The 19014-nt window shown below is 35.2% G+C and carries 32 protein-coding genes; 31 read left to right on the plus strand and 1 reads right to left on the minus strand.

Annotation, left to right across the window (positions count from 1 at the left end; all coding sequences use genetic code 11):
- Positions 1-391 precede the first annotated feature (391 nt).
- Positions 392-2101, minus strand: a complete 1710-nt coding sequence (locus ACEN2F_RS11845; protein ID WP_441739337.1) for a hypothetical protein — start codon at positions 2099-2101, stop codon at positions 392-394.
- Between the two features lie 179 nt (positions 2102-2280).
- Here ACEN2F_RS11845 and rpsL point away from each other — a divergent pair, with 179 nt between their 5' ends.
- The 31 genes from rpsL (at position 2281) to ACEN2F_RS12000 (ending at position 18985) form a co-directional block, all read left to right on the plus strand.
- On the plus strand, positions 2281-2664 hold the full coding sequence (gene rpsL, locus ACEN2F_RS11850; RefSeq protein WP_007136570.1) for a 30S ribosomal protein S12: 384 nt from the start codon (positions 2281-2283) through the stop codon (positions 2662-2664).
- Positions 2665-2763: 99 nt separating this feature from the next.
- The gene (rpsG, locus tag ACEN2F_RS11855; RefSeq protein ID WP_441739339.1) at positions 2764-3240 is read left to right on the plus strand and encodes a 30S ribosomal protein S7; all 477 of its coding nucleotides are present in this window, start codon (positions 2764-2766) and stop codon (positions 3238-3240) included.
- Between the two features lie 10 nt (positions 3241-3250).
- Complete coding sequence (gene fusA, locus ACEN2F_RS11860; RefSeq protein WP_441739341.1) at positions 3251-5407, plus strand: elongation factor G; 2157 nt, start codon at positions 3251-3253, stop codon at positions 5405-5407.
- An 11-nt stretch (positions 5408-5418) separates the two neighbouring features.
- Positions 5419-5724, plus strand: a complete 306-nt coding sequence (gene rpsJ, locus ACEN2F_RS11865; protein ID WP_011963470.1) for a 30S ribosomal protein S10 — start codon at positions 5419-5421, stop codon at positions 5722-5724.
- Positions 5725-5879: 155 nt separating this feature from the next.
- On the plus strand, positions 5880-6497 hold the full coding sequence (gene rplC, locus ACEN2F_RS11870) for a 50S ribosomal protein L3 (protein WP_035619642.1): 618 nt from the start codon (positions 5880-5882) through the stop codon (positions 6495-6497).
- Positions 6497-7126: a 50S ribosomal protein L4 gene (rplD, locus tag ACEN2F_RS11875; protein WP_441739344.1), complete on the plus strand. Its 630-nt coding sequence runs from the start codon at positions 6497-6499 to the stop codon at positions 7124-7126. Before rplC ends, rplD begins: the two co-directional genes overlap by 1 nt.
- Before the next feature lie 6 nt (positions 7127-7132).
- Positions 7133-7423 (plus strand): 50S ribosomal protein L23, encoded by a 291-nt coding sequence (gene rplW, locus ACEN2F_RS11880; protein ID WP_066081040.1) that lies wholly within the window; start codon positions 7133-7135, stop codon positions 7421-7423.
- A gap of 9 nt (positions 7424-7432) precedes the next feature.
- Positions 7433-8257: a 50S ribosomal protein L2 gene (gene rplB / locus ACEN2F_RS11885; RefSeq protein WP_059114053.1), complete on the plus strand. Its 825-nt coding sequence runs from the start codon at positions 7433-7435 to the stop codon at positions 8255-8257.
- A gap of 6 nt (positions 8258-8263) precedes the next feature.
- The gene (gene rpsS, locus ACEN2F_RS11890) at positions 8264-8542 is read left to right on the plus strand and encodes a 30S ribosomal protein S19 (protein WP_007136562.1); all 279 of its coding nucleotides are present in this window, start codon (positions 8264-8266) and stop codon (positions 8540-8542) included.
- 6 nt (positions 8543-8548) lie between these two features.
- On the plus strand, positions 8549-8959 hold the full coding sequence (gene rplV / locus ACEN2F_RS11895; protein WP_007136561.1) for a 50S ribosomal protein L22: 411 nt from the start codon (positions 8549-8551) through the stop codon (positions 8957-8959).
- A 5-nt stretch (positions 8960-8964) separates the two neighbouring features.
- Complete coding sequence (gene rpsC / locus ACEN2F_RS11900; RefSeq protein ID WP_441739347.1) at positions 8965-9723, plus strand: 30S ribosomal protein S3; 759 nt, start codon at positions 8965-8967, stop codon at positions 9721-9723.
- 19 nt (positions 9724-9742) lie between these two features.
- Positions 9743-10168, plus strand: coding sequence for a 50S ribosomal protein L16 (gene rplP / locus ACEN2F_RS11905; RefSeq protein ID WP_007803637.1), 426 nt, complete (start codon positions 9743-9745; stop codon positions 10166-10168).
- 13 nt (positions 10169-10181) lie between these two features.
- Complete coding sequence (gene rpmC / locus ACEN2F_RS11910; protein WP_441739348.1) at positions 10182-10367, plus strand: 50S ribosomal protein L29; 186 nt, start codon at positions 10182-10184, stop codon at positions 10365-10367.
- Between the two features lie 17 nt (positions 10368-10384).
- Positions 10385-10645 (plus strand): 30S ribosomal protein S17, encoded by a 261-nt coding sequence (gene rpsQ / locus ACEN2F_RS11915; protein ID WP_066081027.1) that lies wholly within the window; start codon positions 10385-10387, stop codon positions 10643-10645.
- Positions 10646-10647: 2 nt separating this feature from the next.
- Positions 10648-11016, plus strand: a complete 369-nt coding sequence (rplN, locus tag ACEN2F_RS11920; protein ID WP_026717863.1) for a 50S ribosomal protein L14 — start codon at positions 10648-10650, stop codon at positions 11014-11016.
- A gap of 11 nt (positions 11017-11027) precedes the next feature.
- The gene (gene rplX, locus ACEN2F_RS11925; protein WP_441739350.1) at positions 11028-11342 is read left to right on the plus strand and encodes a 50S ribosomal protein L24; all 315 of its coding nucleotides are present in this window, start codon (positions 11028-11030) and stop codon (positions 11340-11342) included.
- A 2-nt stretch (positions 11343-11344) separates the two neighbouring features.
- Complete coding sequence (rplE, locus tag ACEN2F_RS11930) at positions 11345-11896, plus strand: 50S ribosomal protein L5 (RefSeq protein WP_441739352.1); 552 nt, start codon at positions 11345-11347, stop codon at positions 11894-11896.
- Positions 11897-11899: 3 nt separating this feature from the next.
- Positions 11900-12169: a 30S ribosomal protein S14 gene (gene rpsN / locus ACEN2F_RS11935; RefSeq protein WP_441739354.1), complete on the plus strand. Its 270-nt coding sequence runs from the start codon at positions 11900-11902 to the stop codon at positions 12167-12169.
- A gap of 121 nt (positions 12170-12290) precedes the next feature.
- A complete protein-coding gene (gene rpsH, locus ACEN2F_RS11940; RefSeq protein ID WP_441739356.1) occupies positions 12291-12689 on the plus strand; it encodes a 30S ribosomal protein S8 in 399 nt (132 codons plus the stop codon).
- Between the two features lie 17 nt (positions 12690-12706).
- Positions 12707-13249 (plus strand): 50S ribosomal protein L6, encoded by a 543-nt coding sequence (gene rplF, locus ACEN2F_RS11945; RefSeq protein WP_035668106.1) that lies wholly within the window; start codon positions 12707-12709, stop codon positions 13247-13249.
- Between the two features lie 11 nt (positions 13250-13260).
- Positions 13261-13611, plus strand: coding sequence for a 50S ribosomal protein L18 (gene rplR, locus ACEN2F_RS11950; protein WP_416853915.1), 351 nt, complete (start codon positions 13261-13263; stop codon positions 13609-13611).
- Positions 13612-13617: 6 nt separating this feature from the next.
- A complete protein-coding gene (gene rpsE, locus ACEN2F_RS11955; RefSeq protein WP_035668102.1) occupies positions 13618-14145 on the plus strand; it encodes a 30S ribosomal protein S5 in 528 nt (175 codons plus the stop codon).
- Positions 14146-14157: 12 nt separating this feature from the next.
- Complete coding sequence (gene rpmD, locus ACEN2F_RS11960; RefSeq protein ID WP_027310825.1) at positions 14158-14340, plus strand: 50S ribosomal protein L30; 183 nt, start codon at positions 14158-14160, stop codon at positions 14338-14340.
- 11 nt (positions 14341-14351) lie between these two features.
- Positions 14352-14804, plus strand: coding sequence for a 50S ribosomal protein L15 (gene rplO, locus ACEN2F_RS11965; RefSeq protein WP_066081007.1), 453 nt, complete (start codon positions 14352-14354; stop codon positions 14802-14804).
- Positions 14805-14817: 13 nt separating this feature from the next.
- On the plus strand, positions 14818-16164 hold the full coding sequence (secY, locus tag ACEN2F_RS11970; protein WP_441739360.1) for a preprotein translocase subunit SecY: 1347 nt from the start codon (positions 14818-14820) through the stop codon (positions 16162-16164).
- A 3-nt stretch (positions 16165-16167) separates the two neighbouring features.
- Entirely contained in the window at positions 16168-16383 is a 216-nt protein-coding gene (gene infA, locus ACEN2F_RS11975; protein WP_007136545.1) for a translation initiation factor IF-1, read from the plus strand.
- Between the two features lie 12 nt (positions 16384-16395).
- Positions 16396-16512, plus strand: a complete 117-nt coding sequence (ykgO, locus tag ACEN2F_RS11980; RefSeq protein WP_008992256.1) for a type B 50S ribosomal protein L36 — start codon at positions 16396-16398, stop codon at positions 16510-16512.
- A gap of 2 nt (positions 16513-16514) precedes the next feature.
- Positions 16515-16889: a 30S ribosomal protein S13 gene (gene rpsM, locus ACEN2F_RS11985; protein ID WP_091173715.1), complete on the plus strand. Its 375-nt coding sequence runs from the start codon at positions 16515-16517 to the stop codon at positions 16887-16889.
- An 8-nt stretch (positions 16890-16897) separates the two neighbouring features.
- A complete protein-coding gene (rpsK, locus tag ACEN2F_RS11990; RefSeq protein ID WP_024981527.1) occupies positions 16898-17281 on the plus strand; it encodes a 30S ribosomal protein S11 in 384 nt (127 codons plus the stop codon).
- Between the two features lie 84 nt (positions 17282-17365).
- Positions 17366-17971: a 30S ribosomal protein S4 gene (rpsD, locus tag ACEN2F_RS11995; protein ID WP_441739362.1), complete on the plus strand. Its 606-nt coding sequence runs from the start codon at positions 17366-17368 to the stop codon at positions 17969-17971.
- A 21-nt stretch (positions 17972-17992) separates the two neighbouring features.
- The gene (locus ACEN2F_RS12000; protein WP_441739364.1) at positions 17993-18985 is read left to right on the plus strand and encodes a DNA-directed RNA polymerase subunit alpha; all 993 of its coding nucleotides are present in this window, start codon (positions 17993-17995) and stop codon (positions 18983-18985) included.
- Positions 18986-19014: the final 29 nt, after the last annotated feature.

Genomic DNA, 19014 nt, shown 5'->3' on the forward strand with positions numbered 1-19014 from the left:
GTCTTTCGTCTAAAGAAATGAATGTAAGTGATTGCTAAAATTTAATAGGCAATCATATTGATGATTTGTTTTATTTAGCACAGATTTTCATTTTAGTTCGGATTAAGTCATAGCGCAGCAATATTAACGTTTTATTCTGAGAGGCTTTGATAAAAATCGTTGTGATAGGGGTGACAATAAATGGATAATATTGGGTAGGTAGATATAAGCTTCAAAAAGGTATTGAATAGGTATTTAGCTAGAATTGCTTTGGTTCTATTTAGTAAAAAAGGCTTTAGTTTAGTGGGTAAATCGGTGTTTTTAGATAATTTTTGCTTGTATTAAGTTAGTGTTCAATGATTAAGTCACAAAAGTTTGTTTTAGTGCGATGAAGGTCATTTGAAAATGTCTTTTAAAAATTAACAGAATAGCTAATATGTACAATTGTATTATTGACTGTAATGGATTGGTTTTTTGTACTGCCATTCGCAAAAGCTAATCTCAGCAATCCATTTTTTGACTGCAAACCCAGTCCTATTCCAATACCTATTAAATTTTTAGTTTCGTCTTGTTGATATAATGTAGGTCTGTCTTTGTAAATACTGTAATCAAAAATAGAGTGAACGTAAATATTTGACGATACAATATAACGATACTCGGTCAGTAATGACGTCATGAGATATGCCTGTAGACTATTTTCGGCAAAACCTCTTATGCTGTTGAATCCACCAAAACGAAATAGTTCATTTACTACATAATTATTGCTTTCCAGTAAATAATTCTGGCTGTTTACATGAATTGAGTTTTTTTTATTTAGGTTAAAGTTGTGCATTGCTTGAATGTTGAAGAAAAACTGTTTGCTTTTTGTAGTGCTCTCTGCGGCATTTAATGTTTTTCTATCGCCAATGCCAGTCTGAATAATTAAACTAGATTTTGTCGGAAAAGTCAAATTTGTTTGATCTAGTTGTTTGAAATTAAAACTTGAGGTGATAAATGAATTGTTAAAATCACTAATTGCGTTGTTGTTTAGGTTTTGGATGTTGCTTGATTCTGTTTTATGGTACCCCAAATAAAACCGGCTGTTGTATTTTGCAAAATAGCTTAAATCGATCGCTGTTTTTGTGTTTTGAAAGGTAGAGTCTTGTCGGAAAAGTTGAATCTCTGCTTTTAAACCTATTGGCGTTTTAAATAAATAGGGTAATTCCATACTTGCTCTAAATGTTTTCTGATCATTTCCATCGCTTTTCCAATAAATGGAAAGTTGTTCTCCAGTTCCTAAAATGTTTTGCAGTTGTACATCTAAATAGCCATTTAGTGTGATTCTTTTATTTTCAGTGGTGGCAAATCCTATGAAACCGTCAAATGTGTTTGACTTTCTTTTTTGAAGATATACATATACTTTAGTGGTGTCTTTCGTGAATAATATTTCTGGATATTTTATTTGATTTACAAAACTGAAATTTTCAAAATCATTATGAATTTCATCAAGTACCTTTTGGTTAAAAATACTTTTTTTATATTTTCTGTTTATGTGAGCAAAATGTCCGGATGGGAATTTAGTATTTGGATTTTTATCTTCATATTTTACGATAATCGAATGTAGGGTTCTTTTCGTATCAGTTTCTATTATCAAGTTGGCTTGTAAATCGGTGTTTCTTCTTTGTATGTTTATTAGTTTTAGTTTAGCCAAAGCAAATCCGTTTTGTTCTAATTCCTGTATTTTTTGGTTTAAGAAAAAATCTAGTGATGAATAAGGAATAGTGATTGAATCTTCTTTTTTCTTTGAAGCTGTATCGTAGTTCTGTTTTTTGATAGTACTACTATATATATGTATGTTTTTTATCTTTTTCCCTAAACTGATTTTTGCAAGATAGCTCGAGTCTTTTATTTTAATCAGAGGTTCAATATTCACATCAATGTATCCAATTTTATATAGAGATTGAAACAACCTGTTTACTTCAATCTCAATTGATTTAGTGTTTGCATGGTGCAAGTTGTAGGTCAATGAATCTAGTGTTTTTGTTTCTAGAGCAGAGTTTCCCGTAATAAGTAGGTCAAAGTTTTGAGCATAACCTTGTAGGCCTAAATTGAAAATGCATATAAAAAGAAGAAAATGTTTCAAGAGAATATTTGTTTTTGCAATGTTATGTAAATATCTGCTTTTTGTGATAAAAACTGAACAGTAAAATAATCTTATTGAAAATTAGTTAATTAACGTTTGTAGTATAAAAAATATTTTCTACATTTGCATCCCCGTAAAAAGCGGGATTTTAATATAATAAGAAATTTTTAGTATTAATTATGCCAACAATTCAACAATTAGTAAGAACAGGAAGAACTCAGATAACTAAGAAGAGTAAATCGGTTGCTTTAGATTCTTGTCCTCAAAGAAGAGGGGTTTGTACGCGTGTTTACACTACAACACCAAAAAAACCAAACTCTGCAATGCGTAAAGTAGCGCGTGTACGTTTGACAAATGGTAATGAAGTAAATGCCTACATCCCTGGTGAAGGACACAATCTACAAGAGCACTCGATAGTATTAGTTAGGGGTGGAAGGGTAAAAGATTTACCAGGAGTTAGATATCATATCGTTCGTGGTGCACTTGATACATCAGGTGTAGCAGGAAGAACGCAAAGAAGATCTAAGTACGGAGCTAAACGCCCAAAAGAAGCAAAAAAGTAATTAATTAGTCTTAAAGTCTAAAAGCTTACAGCTCAAAATGTATTTTATGCATTGTGGTTGTATTCTTATGGCAAAAAGGCTTTTTTTAAACAAAAAGACATGAGAAAAAGAGCGGCAAAGAAAAGACCACTTTTACCAGATCCAAGGTTTAATGACCAACTGGTAACACGTTTTGTGAACAACTTAATGTGGGATGGAAAAAAATCGACAGCGTTTAAAGTATTTTATGATGCAATTGACATCATTGAGTCTAAAAAACAAGATGCAGAGAAACCGTCATTAGAAATTTGGAAAGATGCGTTAACTAATGTTATGCCTCACGTAGAAGTACGTAGCCGTAGAGTAGGTGGAGCAACATTTCAAATTCCAATGCAGATTCGTCCAGATAGAAAAATTTCTATGGCGATGAAGTGGTTAATTATGTATGCTAGAAGAAGAAACGAAAAATCTATGGCTCAACGGTTAGCTTCAGAATGTTTAGCTGCGGCTAAAGAAGAAGGAGCAGCGGTTAAGAAAAGAATGGATACTCACAAAATGGCAGAGGCTAACAAAGCATTCTCTCACTTTAGATTTTAATTCGTAAGAAATGGCTAGAGAACTTAAATATACAAGAAACATAGGAATTGCTGCTCACATTGATGCTGGTAAAACAACAACAACAGAGCGCATATTGTTCTATACTGGAAAATCACATAAAATTGGTGAAGTACATGATGGTGCTGCAACAATGGACTGGATGGCACAAGAGCAAGAAAGAGGTATTACTATTACTTCTGCCGCTACAACTTGTGAATGGAATTTTCCAACTACTCAAGGTAAAGTTTTACCTGAGACATTGCCTTACCACTTTAATATTATCGATACACCCGGACACGTTGACTTTACAGTTGAAGTAAACCGTTCTTTACGTGTGCTTGATGGTTTGGTTTTCTTGTTTAGTGCTGTTGATGGTGTTGAGCCACAATCAGAAACAAACTGGAGATTAGCAGATCAATATAGAGTGCCACGTATTGGTTTCGTCAATAAAATGGACAGACAAGGGTCTAACTTTTTGATGGTTTGTCAGCAAGTTAGAGATATGCTAAAATCAAATGCAGTAGCGATCACTTTGCCAATTGGTGAAGAGAATGATTTCAAAGGTGTTGTGGATTTAGTAAGAAACCAAGCTATAGTTTGGGATGAAGAGGGTTTAGGAGCTACTTACGAGATCGTACCTATTCCAGAAGATATGCTTGCAGAAGTTAAAGAGTACAGATCAATTCTTATTGAAGCCGTAGCTGATTATGATGAGAACTTACTTGAGAAATTCATGGAAGATGAAGAGTCTATTACTGAGGAAGAAATTAATATTGCTCTAAGAGCAGCTACCATGGATATGGCCATCATTCCAATGATTGCAGGTTCTTCTTTTAAAAACAAAGGAGTTCAATTCATGTTAGACGCAGTATGTAAATATTTACCGTCTCCGATGGATAAAGAAGGTATTGAAGGAATTCATCCTGATGATGCTGATTTATTAGAAGAAGATCAAACTAAGATTTTGCGCAAGCCAGATGTGAAAGAGCCTTTCGCGGCTTTAGCATTTAAAATTGCTACTGACCCATTCGTAGGTCGTTTAGCTTTTTTCCGTGCTTATTCAGGACGCTTAGATGCAGGTTCTTATGTTTTGAACACACGTTCAGGTAACAAAGAAAGAATTTCGCGTATTTACCAAATGCACGCAAACAAGCAAAACCCAATCGACTATATTGAAGCAGGTGATATTGGTGCTGCAGTAGGTTTTAAGGATATCAAAACTGGAGATACATTGTGTGATGAAAAACACCCAATTATACTAGAAAGTATGAAATTCCCTGCGCCAGTTATTGGTATAGCAATTGAGCCTAAAACTAAAGCTGACGTAGATAAGATGGGTATGGCTTTGGCTAAATTAGCAGAAGAGGATCCAACATTTACTGTAAGATCAGATGAAGCTTCAGGACAAACTATTATCTCAGGTATGGGTGAACTTCACTTAGATATCTTAGTAGATCGTATGCGTCGCGAATTTAAAGTTGAAGTTAACCAAGGGGAGCCTCAAGTAGAATACAAAGAAGCTTTTACTAAAGTTGCACAACATAGAGAAACATATAAGAAACAATCTGGAGGTCGTGGTAAATTCGGTGATATCGTATTTAGACTTGAACCTGCTGATGAAGTAGACGGTAAAGTTCCTGTGGGATTGCAATTTGTTAATGCAGTAAAAGGAGGAAACGTTCCTAAAGAATATATTCCATCTGTGGAGAAAGGTTTTAGAGAAGCTATGAAAACTGGTCCTTTAGCAGGATATCAAGTGGATAGTTTGAAAGTTACTTTACTAGACGGATCTTTTCATCCAGTCGATTCAGATGCACTTTCTTTTGAGTTAGCGGCAAGAATGGGGTACAGAGAAGTAGCGAAAGCTGCGGGAGCTGTAATTCTTGAGCCTATTATGAAAATGGAAGTGATTACGCCTGAAGAAAACATGGGAGACATCGTAGGAGATATCAACCGTCGTAGAGGTCAGGTAAGTGATATGGGTGACAGAGCTGGTGCAAAAACCATCAAAGCAGATGTGCCATTATCAGAAATGTTTGGATATGTAACAACCTTGAGAACTTTATCTTCTGGTCGTGCAACATCAACAATGGAATTTTCACACTATTCTGAAACACCATCAAATATTTCAGAAGCAGTCATCAAAAAAGCAAAAGGAAACGCTTAATCTTTAAGAAAATGAGTCAAAAAATTAGAATAAAACTAAAATCTTACGATCACATGTTGGTAGATAAGTCTGCTGAAAAGATTGTAAAAACTGTAAAAAGTACTGGAGCAGTTGTAACAGGTCCAATCCCGTTACCAACCCATAAAAAACTTTTCACTGTATTACGTTCTCCACACGTTAACAAAAAGGCGAGAGAGCAATTTGAAGTTATGTCATACAAGAGATTGATTGATATTTATTCATCTTCATCAAAAACTATTGATGCCTTGATGAAACTGGAATTGCCTAGCGGTGTTGAGGTAGAGATCAAAGTTTAAATAGCTTACTAGTAAGAAAAGGGCGCTGTTTTTAGACGAAAAACATTTTTTTGGTTTGTTTGTAAATATGTTATACATTTGCACCCACTAAAAAAATAGGATTCGTTTAAAAGCTGCGTTCTATATTTATATTTAATAATTAATAATTAATAATTATGTCTGGGTTAATTGGTAGAAAAATCGGCATGACTAGCATTTTCGACGAGAACGGGAAGAATATTCCTTGTACAGTAATCGAAGCTGGACCATGTGTTGTTACCCAAGTCAGAACCAAAGGTGTTGACGGGTACGAAGCGTTGCAACTAGGTTTCGATGACAAAAACGAGAAACATTCCACAAAAGCGGCTTTAGGTCACTTTAAGAAAGCGGGAACTGTAGCTAAGAAAAAAGTCGTTGAATTCCAAGATTTCGCAACAGAGCAAAAATTAGGAGATCTTATTGATGTTTCTATTTTTTCTGAAGGAGAATTTGTAGATGTACAAGGTGTATCTAAAGGTAAGGGTTTTCAAGGGGTTGTAAAACGTCACGGTTTTGGTGGTGTTGGTCAAGCAACTCATGGTCAACATAACCGTTTAAGAGCGCCAGGTTCTGTAGGAGCTTCTTCTTATCCATCTAGAGTATTCAAAGGAATGCGTATGGCTGGAAGAATGGGAGGAGACAATGTAAAAGTTCAAAACCTTAGAGTTTTAAAAGTAGTGGCTGAAAAGAACCTACTTGTTATTAAAGGATGTGTTCCTGGTCATAACAACTCTTATGTAATCATTCAGAAGTAATGGAAGCAAAAGTATTAGATTTCAACGGAAAAGATACTGGAAGAAAAGTGCAACTTTCTGATTCAGTATTTGGTATAGAACCAAACAATCACGCAGTATACCTTGATGTAAAGCAATATCTTGCTAATCAAAGACAAGGAACGCACAAAGCTAAAGAAAGAGCTGAAGTAGCGGGAAGTACTCGTAAAATTAAAAAACAAAAAGGAACTGGTACCGCTCGTGCGGGTAGTGCAAAGAATCCATTGTTTAAAGGTGGTGGAACAGTTTTCGGACCAAGACCAAGAAGTTATTCATTCAAATTGAATAAAAGCTTGAAACGTTTGGCTAGAAAATCAGCTTTCTCCATTAAAGCTAAAGAATCAAATATTATTGTTCTTGAAGACTTTACCTTTGAGGCACCAAACACTAAAAATTTCATTAATGTTTTGAAAGCTTTAGAGTTAGAAAATAAAAAATCTCTGTTTGTCTTGGGTGATACGAATAAAAATGTATATTTGTCGTCACGCAATTTAAAAGGCTCTAGTGTAGTAAGTAGCTTAGAATTAAGTACTTATGCTATTCTAAACGCTAACAATTTAGTTCTTTTAGAGAGTTCTTTAGAGATAATTGAAGAAAATTTAAGTAAATAATAGGATATGAGCATCATAATTAAACCTATAGTAACGGAAAAAGTAACCAAAGAAAGTGAAGTTTTAAACCGCTTCGGATTCGTTGTTGACAAAAAGGCAAACAAAGTGCAAATTAAGAAAGCTATTGAAGCTGCTTATGGCGTAACTATTTTGAGTGTTAACACGATGAACGTAAGACCGGATAGAACTACTAAATACACTAAAAGTGGTTTAATCAGTGGAAAGACTAATGCAATTAAAAAAGCAATTGTTCAAGTACAAGAAGGAGAAACAATTGATTTTTACAACAATATCTAAGATAGAAAAATGTCAGTAAGAAAATTAAAACCTATTACCCCAGGTCAGCGATTTAGAGTTGTGAATGGTTATGACGCCATTACAACTGATAAGCCGGAACGCTCTTTGATAGCGCCGATAAAAAACTCTGGAGGTAGAAATAGTCAAGGAAAGATGACCATGCGTTATACGGGTGGTGGTCACAAGCAGAGATATCGTATTATTGATTTTAAACGTACAAAAGAAGGAATTCCAGCTACGGTTAAATCAATTGAATATGACCCTAATCGTACTGCATTTATCGCTTTGTTAGCTTATGCTGATGGAGAGAAAACGTATGTTATTGCTCAAAATGGTTTGAAAGTTGGTCAGAAATTAGTTTCTGGTCCAGAATCTCAACCTGAAATTGGTAATACATTACCTTTAAGTAGGATTCCTCTTGGAACTGTAATTTCTTGTATCGAATTGAGACCAGGACAAGGAGCTGTTATAGCTCGTTCCGCTGGAACATTTGCTCAATTAATGGCAAGAGATGGAAAATATGCTACAATCAAAATGCCTTCTGGAGAAACAAGGTTAATCTTGTTAACTTGTTCGGCTACGATTGGAGCAGTGTCTAATTCAGACCACCAATTAGTTGTATCTGGTAAAGCGGGTAGAACAAGATGGTTAGGTAGAAGACCTAGAACAAGACCTGTAGCAATGAACCCTGTCGATCACCCAATGGGTGGTGGTGAAGGACGTTCTTCTGGTGGACATCCACGTTCAAGAAATGGAATACCAGCAAAAGGTTATAGAACTCGTTCTAAGAAAAACCCGAGTAACAAGTATATCGTAGAACGTAGAAAGAAATAATAAGATATGGCACGTTCATTAAAAAAAGGACCTTTTGTTCATTATAAATTAGACAAGAAAGTTCAGGAAAATATTGCAGGTGGAAATAAGGGAGTTGTTAAGACATGGTCTAGAGCTTCAATGATTACTCCAGACTTTGTTGGGCAAACTATTGCTGTGCATAACGGTCGTCAGTTTGTGCCTGTTTATGTAACAGAAAACATGGTAGGTCACAAATTAGGAGAATTTTCACCAACTAGATCTTTTAGAGGTCATGCTGGAGCAAAAAATAAAGGTAAAAAATAAGAAGCAATGGGAGTTCGTAAAAGAGAAACAGCAGATGCGAGAAAAGAGGCTAATAAGTCTATTGCTTTCGCGAAATTGAATAACTGCCCTACTTCACCTAGAAAAATGCGCTTAGTAGCGGACTTGGTAAGAGGTCAGAAGGTAGAGAGAGCACTTAACATCTTAAGATTTAGTTCTAAAGAAGCTTCAAGAAAATTAGAGAAATTGGTTTTATCTGTAATTGCCAACTGGCAAGCAAAAAACCCTGACGCTAATATGGAAGAAGCTGGGTTATTTGTTAAGACGATTACAGTTGATGGTGGAATGATGTTGAAAAGACTTCGTCCGGCTCCACAAGGTCGTGCTCACAGAATTAGAAAACGTTCTAATCACGTTACAATCGTGCTTGGATCTATTAATAACACACAAGCAATTTAATAAAGATGGGACAAAAGACAAATCCAATTGGAAATAGACTTGGTATCATCAGAGGATGGGACTCAAACTGGTATGGTGGAAATGATTACGGTGATAAACTTGCCGAAGATTATAGAATCAGAAAGTATATCCATGCTCGTTTATCAAAAGCTAGTGTTTCAAAAGTAATTATCGAGAGAACTTTGAAGCTTGTAACCGTTACTATCACTACTGCTAGACCTGGTATTATTATCGGTAAAGGTGGACAAGAGGTAGACAAGTTGAAAGAAGAACTTAAGAAAGTTACTGACAAAGAGGTTCAAATCAACATATTTGAAATTAAAAGACCTGAACTTGACGCGTATCTAGTTGCTACAAGCATCTGTCGTCAAATCGAAAGCCGAATTTCTTACAGACGTGCGATTAAAATGGCTATTGCTGCTTCGATGCGTATGAACGCAGAGGGTATCAAAGTTTTAATTTCTGGTCGTTTGAATGGTGCTGAGATGGCTCGTTCAGAGGGTTTCAAGGAAGGTAGAATTCCTCTATCAACTTTCAGAGCTGATATTGATTACGCATTGGCCGAAGCACATACTACCTATGGTAGAATGGGGATCAAGGTGTGGATCATGAAAGGTGAAGTTTATGGAAAGAGAGATCTTTCTCCACTTGCCGGAATGGACAAAAAACAGTCTGGTGCTGGTGGTAAAGGTGGTGACTCTTCAAGAGGAGACAGAAAGCCTTTCAATAAAGGCGGAAAACCAGATGCTCGTAAACGAAAGTAAATTTTTAAACTAAAAGAAAATGTTACAGCCTAAAAGAACAAAATACCGTAAGGTACAAAAGGGTAAAATGAAAGGGAACTCTCAAAGAGGGCATGAACTTTCTAATGGAATGTTTGGTATTAAATCTGTACATGAAGATGGAATGTTCTTAACCTCTCGTCAAATTGAAGCTGCGCGTATTGCTGCAACTCGTTTTATGAAAAGAGAAGGACAATTATGGATCAAAATATTTCCAGACAAACCAATTACTAAGAAGCCTCTTGAGGTACGTATGGGTAAAGGTAAAGGTGCAGTTGAGTATTGGGCTGCCGTTGTTAAACCCGGAAGAATTATGTTTGAAGTTGGTGGTGTACCTTTGTCAGTTGCAAAAGAGGCGTTACGTCTTGCAGCTCAAAAGCTTCCAGTTAAAACTAAATTTGTCGTTGCTAGAGATTTCGAAGCATAATTAATAGTATATTATGAAACAATCAGAAATAAAAGATCTTTCTGCAGCGGAGTTGCAGGAAAAGCTTAGCCAGACTAAGAAAACATATGCTGATCTAAAAATGGCTCATGCCATTTCGCCAATTGAGAATCCGCTTCAAATAAGAAGTATGAGAAGAACAGTTGCAAGATTAGCGACCGAACTTACTAAAAGACAATAATTATAGTCTGCTGAAAGATGGAAGAAAAAAGAAATTTAAGAAAAGAAAGAGTTGGTGTTGTAACTTCGGACAAAATGGATAAGTCTATTGTTGTTGCTGAAGTACGTAAAGTTAAGCACCCATTATACGGTAAGTTCGTGTTGAAAACTAAAAAGTATCATGCACACGACGAAATGAACGACTGTAACATTGGAGATACGGTAAGGATTAGCGAAACGCGTCCTTTAAGTAAAACTAAATGTTGGAGGTTAGTTGAAATCTTAGAAAGAGCTAAATAATTATGGTACAACAAGAATCAAGACTAAAAGTAGCAGATAACACTGGAGCAAAGGAAGTTTTAACTATCCGTGTTTTAGGAGGTACCAAAAGAAGGTATGCCTCTGTTGGTGACAAGATTGTAGTTTCTATCAAAGACACTGCTCCTAACGGAAGCGTTAAAAAAGGAGCTGTATCAACTGCAGTTGTTGTACGTACCAAAAAAGAAGTAAGAAGAGCCGATGGTTCATACATTAGATTTGATGACAACGCATGTGTGTTATTAAATGCTGCTGGTGAAATGAGAGGAACTCGTGTTTTTGGTCCCGTAGCAAGAGAACTTCGTGAAAAACAATTCATGAAAATTGTATCATTAGCACCAGAAGTGCTTTAATTCGTTTTAAGATGATAAAGCTAAAAATTAAATCAGGTGACATAGTAAGAGTAATCGCTGGGGACCATAAAGGTGCTGAAGGTAAAGTATTACGTGTATATCGAGAGAAAAACAAAGCAATTGTTGAAGGTGTAAATATGGTTTCAAAACATACTAAACCTAGTGCAAAAAGCCCTCAAGGTGGTATTGTAAAGAAAGAAGCTTCTATACAAATATCTAATATTTCTTTAATTGATCCTAAAACTAAGGAAACAACTAGAGTTGGTATTAGAGTTGAAGGAGATATGAAAGTAAGATTTTCAAAAAAATCTAATCAAGTATTATAGTAATGGAGTATATACCTAGACTAAAAGAAGAGTACAAGAGCAGAGTAATTGCTGCTCTTAAAGAGGAGTTTGGTTACGTTAACGTAATGCAAGTTCCAAAATTGGACAAAATTGTTTTGAGTAAAGGGGTTGGTGCAGCCGTATCTGATAAAAAACTTATTGACTATGCAGTTGATGAGTTAACAAAGATCACAGGTCAGAGAGCCATATCTACAATTTCAAAGAAAGATGTTGCATCATTCAAATTGAGAAAAGGGATGCCGATTGGAGCCAAAGTTACTTTACGTGGAGAAAGAATGTATGAGTTTTTAGATAGACTTATTACTTCTGCTCTACCACGAGTAAGAGACTTTAGCGGTATTAAAGCTACTGGTTTCGATGGACGAGGTAATTATAATCTTGGAGTTTTAGAACAAATCATTTTCCCAGAGATTGATATTGATAAAGTAAACAAGATTTCAGGAATGGATATTTCTTTTGTGACTACTGCAAAAACTGATAAAGAAGCAAAGTCTCTATTAACAGAATTAGGTTTACCTTTTAAAAAGAATTAAGACATGGCTAAAGAATCAATGAAAGCCCGTGAGGTTAAGAGAGAAAAAACAGTTGCAAAGTATGCTGACAAAAGAAAAGCTTTGTTAGAAGCTGGAGATTTCGTAGGTTTGCAAAAGTTACCGAAAAATGCTTCACCTGTTCGTTTGCACAATCGTTGCAAATTAACTGGTAGACCTAGAGGGTATATGCGTCAGTTCGGTCTTTCACGCGTAACATTTCGTGAGATGGCAAATAACGGATTGATCCCAGGTGTCAAAAAAGCATCTTGGTAGGACGTAAGTTTACGTCTTGATACAGACTTGGCGTTAGTCACGTCTGTATCATAAATATTTATAAATTGGTTTCAGGTTCAATAAATCGTTTATTGAAAACCAAAACCGCAAATTAATACACATGTATACAGATCCTATTGCTGATTACTTGACAAGAATTCGCAACGCTGTGGCCGCAAACCATAAAGTTGTCGAGATTCCTGCATCTAATCTAAAAAAAGAAATAACTAAGATCTTATTTGATCAAGGTTATATCTTGAGTTACAAATTTGAAGACAACGCTGTTCAGGGTTCAATCAAAATCGCTTTGAAGTATGATAAAGATACCAAAGAGTCAGTAATTAAAGATATCCAAAGAATTAGTAAACCAGGTTTACGTAAATATTCAAGTTCTTCAAGTATTCCTAGAATCCTTAATGGGTTAGGCATCGCTATTGTATCTACCTCAAAAGGGTTGATGACTGGAAAAAAAGCGAAGCAGTTGAACGTAGGTGGTGAGGTTATTTGTTACGTATACTAATTTAAAGACTATATAAGATGTCAAGAATAGGTAAAAGTCCGGTTGTAATCCCTGCTGGTGTAACTGTTGAAGTTGCAAATGGTATTATTACAGTAAAAGGAAAAAATGGTCAACTAACTCAGGAGTTTTCGGACGTTACTGTTACGGTTGAAGATGGTCAAGTACAAGTAGACAGATCATCTGATCACAAGGACCAAAGAGCAAAACACGGTTTGTACAGATCTTTAATCAATAACATGATTATAGGTGTTACAGATGGTTTCACTAAATCATTAGAATTAGTAGGAGTTGGGTATAGAGCCTCAAATCAAGGACAAAAGTTAGATTTAGCTCTTGGTTACTCTCACAATATTGTTTTAGAAATTGCTCCAGAAGTAACTTTAGAAACTATATCTGAAAAAGGTAAAAATCCTATTGTTAAATTAACATCATTTGACAAACAACTTTTAGGTCAGGTTGCTGCGAAAATCAGAGGTTTCCGTAAGCCTGAACCATACAAAGGAAAGGGTGTTAAATTTGTAGGAGAAGTATTAAGAAGAAAAGCAGGTAAATCAGCTTAAAAAATAAGATTATGTCATTAACAAAACCTGAAAGAAGACAACGAATTAGATTCAGAATTAGAAAATCAATTAGTGGTACTGCTACTAATCCGAGACTATCTGTATTTAGAAGTAACAAAGAAATTTATGCTCAACTTATTGATGACGTAAATGGAGTTACTATATTGGCAGCTTCTTCAAGAGAAAAAGAAATAGGTAACGGTACGAACATTGAGGTGGCTACGGCAGTTGGAAAACTAGTTGCAGAAAAAGCTTTAAAGGCTGGGATAGACGTTGTAACTTTCGATAGAGGAGGTTACTTATATCACGGACGTATTAAATCATTAGCAGAAGGCGCAAGAGCGGCTGGACTTAAATTCTAATATAGTATGTCTAATAGTAAATACAAGAATGTAGAGTTAGTAAAGCCAAGTGGTCTTGAATTAAAAGATCGTTTGGTAAGTGTAAATCGTGTTACTAAGGTTACAAAGGGTGGTAGAGCTTTTGGGTTCTCCGCTATTGTGGTTGTAGGTGATGAAAATGGAGTGGTGGGTCACGGACTAGGTAAATCGAAAGATGTTTCTGAAGCAATTGCGAAAGCAGTAGAAGATGCTAAGAAAAATTTAGTAAAAATTCCTTTGAATGGTCAATCAGTTCCTCACGAACAAAAAGGTAAATTTGGTGGTGCACGTGTATTCTTAATTCCTGCCTCTCATGGTACAGGAGTTATTGCTGGTGGGGCTGTTCGTTCAGTTCTTGAATCAGTAGGAATTCATGATGTATTATCTAAATCTCAGGGATCTTCAAATCCTCACAACGTGGTAAAAGCAACTTTTGATGCTTTATTACAAATGAGAAGCGCTTATACTGTTGCAAAACAAAGAGGTGTTTCTTTAGAAAAAGTTTTTAAAGGTTAATTCAAGGAAATTATGGCTAAATTATTAGTAAAACAAGTTAGAAGCAAAATCAACTGTCCCCTTACTCAAAAAAGAGGATTAGAAGCTTTAGGTCTACGTAAAATGGGACAAGTTGTAGAGCATGATTCAAACCCTACAATCCTTGGGATGATAAATAAAGTTAAACACTTAGTTTCTGTTGAAGAAGCTAAATAACAAATACTGTTATGAATTTAAGTAACTTACAACCTGCTGAAGGTTCTACACACAATCAAAACAAAAGATTAGGTAGAGGAGAAGGTTCTGGAAAAGGTGGTACCTCAGCAAGAGGACACAAAGGAGCAAAATCTCGTTCTGGTTATTCCAAAAAGATTGGTTTTGAAGGTGGTCAAATGCCACTTCAAAGACGTGTTCCTAAGTTTGGTTTTACAAACATCAATCGTAAGGATTACGAAGGTGTAAATCTTGATACACTTCAACTTTTGGTTGATAATGGTGTTATCAAGGATACTGTCGACATGACAGTTTATGTTGCCAACCGTCTTGCTACCAAAAACGAAATCGTTAAGATTCTTGGTAGAGGAGAATTGACAGCAAAATTAAAAGTAACCGCTCACAAATTTACTGCTACTGCAAAAGCTGCTATTGAAGCTGCTGGTGGAGAAGCTGTAACCATGTAATTTTTCAATTAATATGAAGAAATTTATTGAATCAATAAGTAATGTTTGGAAAATCGAGGAATTAAAAAATAGAATCCTAATAACATTGGGTCTACTTTTAGTTTATCGTTTTGGAGCCCAAGTAACCTTACCAGGAATTGATGCTACACAGTTAGGTAATTTGGCTGGGCAAACTAAAGAAGGAATTGGTTCAATTCTTGACATGTTTACTGGAGGTGCTTTTTCTCAGGCATCGGTTTTTGCCTTGGGTATTATGCCTTATATTTCTGCTTCAATTGTTGTTCAGTTAATGGGAATAGCTGTTCCTTATTTGCAAAAACTTCAAAGCGATGGGGAAAGCGGTAGAAAAAAAATAAATCAAATTACACGTTGGTTGACTATTGGAATAACATTAGTTCAAGGTCCTACCTACATTTACAATTTATACAGAACACTACCTAGTAATGCTTTTTTATTAGGTTTTAATTCTTTTGAATTCTTATTTTCTTCAGTTATTATCTTAGTTACGGGTACAATTTTCGCCATGTGGTTAGGAGAAAAAATTACTGATAAAGGTATTGGTAATGGTATTTCATTGTTAATCATGGTTGGTATCTTGGCTCGTTTTCCACAGGCCTTCATACAAGAATTTACCACCAGAGTTACAAATAACAATGGTGGACCAATGTTGTTGGTGATTGAAATCATTATCTGGTTATTAGTTATTGTTTGTTGTGTGCTTTTAGTTATGGCGATCAGGAGAATTCCTGTTCAATATGCTCGACGTACCACTTCAGGTGACTTTGAGCAAGATATGTTAGGAGGGAATAGACAGTGGATACCATTAAAGCTTAATGCTTCAGGTGTAATGCCTATAATTTTTGCTCAGGCGATTATGTTTATTCCAGCTGCTTTAGCAGGGCTTTCTAAGTCTGATGCATCGCAGTCAATTGTTGGTGCATTTAGTAACATGTTTGGTTTTTGGTATAATTTAGTTTTTGCAACGTTAATCATTGTATTTACTTTCTTTTACACTGCTATAACGGTTCCTACCAACAAAATGTCGGATGATTTAAAACGAAGCGGCGGTTTTATACCTGGTGTTAGACCTGGTGTTGAAACTTCTGATTATCTTGATAAAGTAATGTCTTTAATTACGTTTCCAGGTTCTGTATTTCTTGCATTAATTGCTGTGTTCCCTGCAATAATTGTTAGTGTTATGGATGTTCAACAATCTTGGGCAATGTTTTTTGGAGGTACTTCATTAATAATTATGGTTGGTGTTGCCATAGACACGATGCAGCAAATCAATTCATATTTGTTAAATAAGCATTATGATGGTTTAATGAAAAGTGGTAAAAATAGAAAAGCAGTAGCTTAATTTATGGCAAAACAATCAGCAATAGAACAAGACGGATCTATCATTGAAGCATTATCAAATGCAATGTTCCGTGTAGAATTAGAAAATGGACATATAGTAATCGCACACATATCTGGAAAAATGCGCATGCATTATATCAAATTATTACCTGGTGATAAAGTGAAATTAGAGATGAGCCCTTACGATTTGTCAAAAGCAAGAATTACTTATAGATATTAAAGGATATTCAAAATGAAAGTTAGAGCTTCAGTAAAAAAGAGAAGTCCCGAGTGCAAAATTGTGCGAAGAAAAGGGAGATTGTACGTAATAAACAAAAAGAATCCTAGATTTAAACAAAGACAAGGATAATTATGGCAAGAATTGCAGGGGTAGATATCCCGAAAAACAAGAGAGGTGTTATTGCACTTACCTACATCTTCGGATTAGGAAATAGTAGAGCTATTGAGATTTTAGAAAAAGCTCAAGTAAGCCAAGACAAAAAAGTTCAGGACTGGAATGATGATGAAATCGGAGCAATTCGTGAAGCAGTTTCAACTTTCAAAATTGAAGGTGAATTGCGTTCGGAAGTTTCGTTAAACATCAAACGTCTTATGGACATTGGATGTTATAGAGGTATTCGTCATAGAACAGGTCTTCCGTTAAGAGGACAAAGAACTAAGAATAATTCTAGAACAAGAAAAGGTAAAAGAAAAACTGTTGCCAATAAGAAAAAAGCAACTAAATAATAAGTAATATGGCTAAAGCAACTGCAAAAAAACGTAAAGTTATCGTTGAATCAACGGGAGAAGCTCATATTTCTGCTACCTTCAATAACATCATTATTTCTTTAACGAATAAGAAAGGTGAAGTTATTTCATGGTCTTCAGCTGGTAAAATGGGTTTTAGAGGTTCTAAAAAGAATACTCCATACGCAGCCCAAATGGCAGCAGAAGATTGTAGTAAAGTAGCTCTAGAAGCAGGACTTAAAAAAGTAAAAGTGTATGTTAAAGGACCAGGAAACGGACGTGAGTCTGCAATCCGTTCATTGCATAACGGTGGAATTGAAGTGACTGAGATTATTGATGTTACTCCAATGCCTCACAACGGTTGTCGTCCTCCAAAAAGACGTAGAGTTTAATAAATTTTTAGTATAACCAAGGTAGATTATCGATTATCGAAGGAGGAGACCTGAATTCATAATCTCTATCTTAAACAATTTAAAATGGCAAGATATACTGGTCCAAGTACAAGAATCGCCCGTAAATTTGGCGAAGCAATTTTCGGAGACGATAAAGCTTTCGAAAGAAGAAATTACCCACCCGGACAACACGGGATGGCTAAAAAAAGAGGTAAAAAATCTGAATTTGCTATCCAGTTAATGGAGAAACAAAAAGCTAAATATTCTTATGGAATCTTAGAAAAGCAATTCAGAGGTTTATTTAAAAAGGCATCAGCAACCAAAGGTGTTACTGGTGAAGTTCTTTTACAATTATGTGAAGCAAGATTAGATAACGTTGTTTTTAGAATGGGCATTGCTCCATCTAGAAGAGGTGCAAGACAACTTGTATCCCACAGACACGTTACTGTGAATGGTGAAATTGTAAATATCGCTTCTTATCACCTTAAACCTGGTGATAAAGTCGCAGTTCGTGAAAAATCTAAATCTTTAGAAGCTATCGAACGTTCTTTGTCTAATTCAAGTCATGTTTATGAATGGATTACTTGGAATAATGATATCAAAGAGGGTACTTTTGTTTCTGTACCTGCGAGACTTCAAATCCCAGAAAACATTAAAGAACAATTAATCGTAGAGTTATACAACAAATAATAATTGACTTAGTCGAAATTTATGGCAATATTTAATTTTCAGAAGCCCGATAAAGTTATCATGATCGATTCAACCGATTTTGAAGGTAAATTTGAATTCAGACCTTTAGAACCTGGTTACGGACTGACCGTTGGTAATGCACTTAGAAGAGTTTTGCTTTCAGCATTAGAAGGTTATGCAATTACATCTGTTCGTATTGAAGGTGTAGATCATGAGTTTTCTACTATTTCAGGAGTTGTTGAAGACGTTACTGAAATAATCCTTAATCTTAAACAAGTACGTTTTAAACGTCAGATTGAAGATGTCGATAATGAATCAGTTACTATATCAGTATCCGGTAAAGATCAATTGACAGCTGGTGATTTTCAGAAATTCATTTCAGGTTTCCAAGTTTTGAACCCAGAACTAGTTATCTGTAATTTAGATCCTAAAATCAAACTTAATTTTGATTTAACAATCGAGAAAGGTAGAGGGTATGTTCCTGCTGAAGAGAACAAGAAACAGAATGCTGCAATTGGAACTATTTTCACAGATTCCATTTTTACTCCGGTAAAAAATGTGAAGTATGCGATAGAAAACTTCCGTGTAGAGCAAAAAACAGATTATGAAAAATTAGTTTTCGAAATAAAAACTGATGGATCAATTAATCCTAAAGATGCTCTTACTGAAGCTGCAAAAGTTTTAATTCATCACTTCATGTTATTTTCTGATGAAAGAATTACACTCGAGGCTGACGAAATTGCACAAACGGAATCATATGATGAGGAATCATTACACATGAGACAATTGCTTAAAACTAAGCTTGTTGATATGGATCTTTCTGTTAGAGCATTAAATTGTTTGAAAGCGGCTGAAGTTGATACACTTGGTGATTTAGTATCGTTCAATAAAAATGACCTAATGAAATTCCGTAATTTTGGTAAAAAATCTTTAACAGAGCTTGACGAACTTGTTGCTGTTAAGAATTTGAACTTCGGTATGGACTTAGCAAAATACAAATTAGATAAAGAATAATCTAAGCCGCAAGGTTTAAATTTACACAG

This window comes from Flavobacterium sp. W20_MBD1_R3, from assembly GCF_052119725.1.
Lineage (GTDB): Bacteria > Bacteroidota > Bacteroidia > Flavobacteriales > Flavobacteriaceae > Flavobacterium.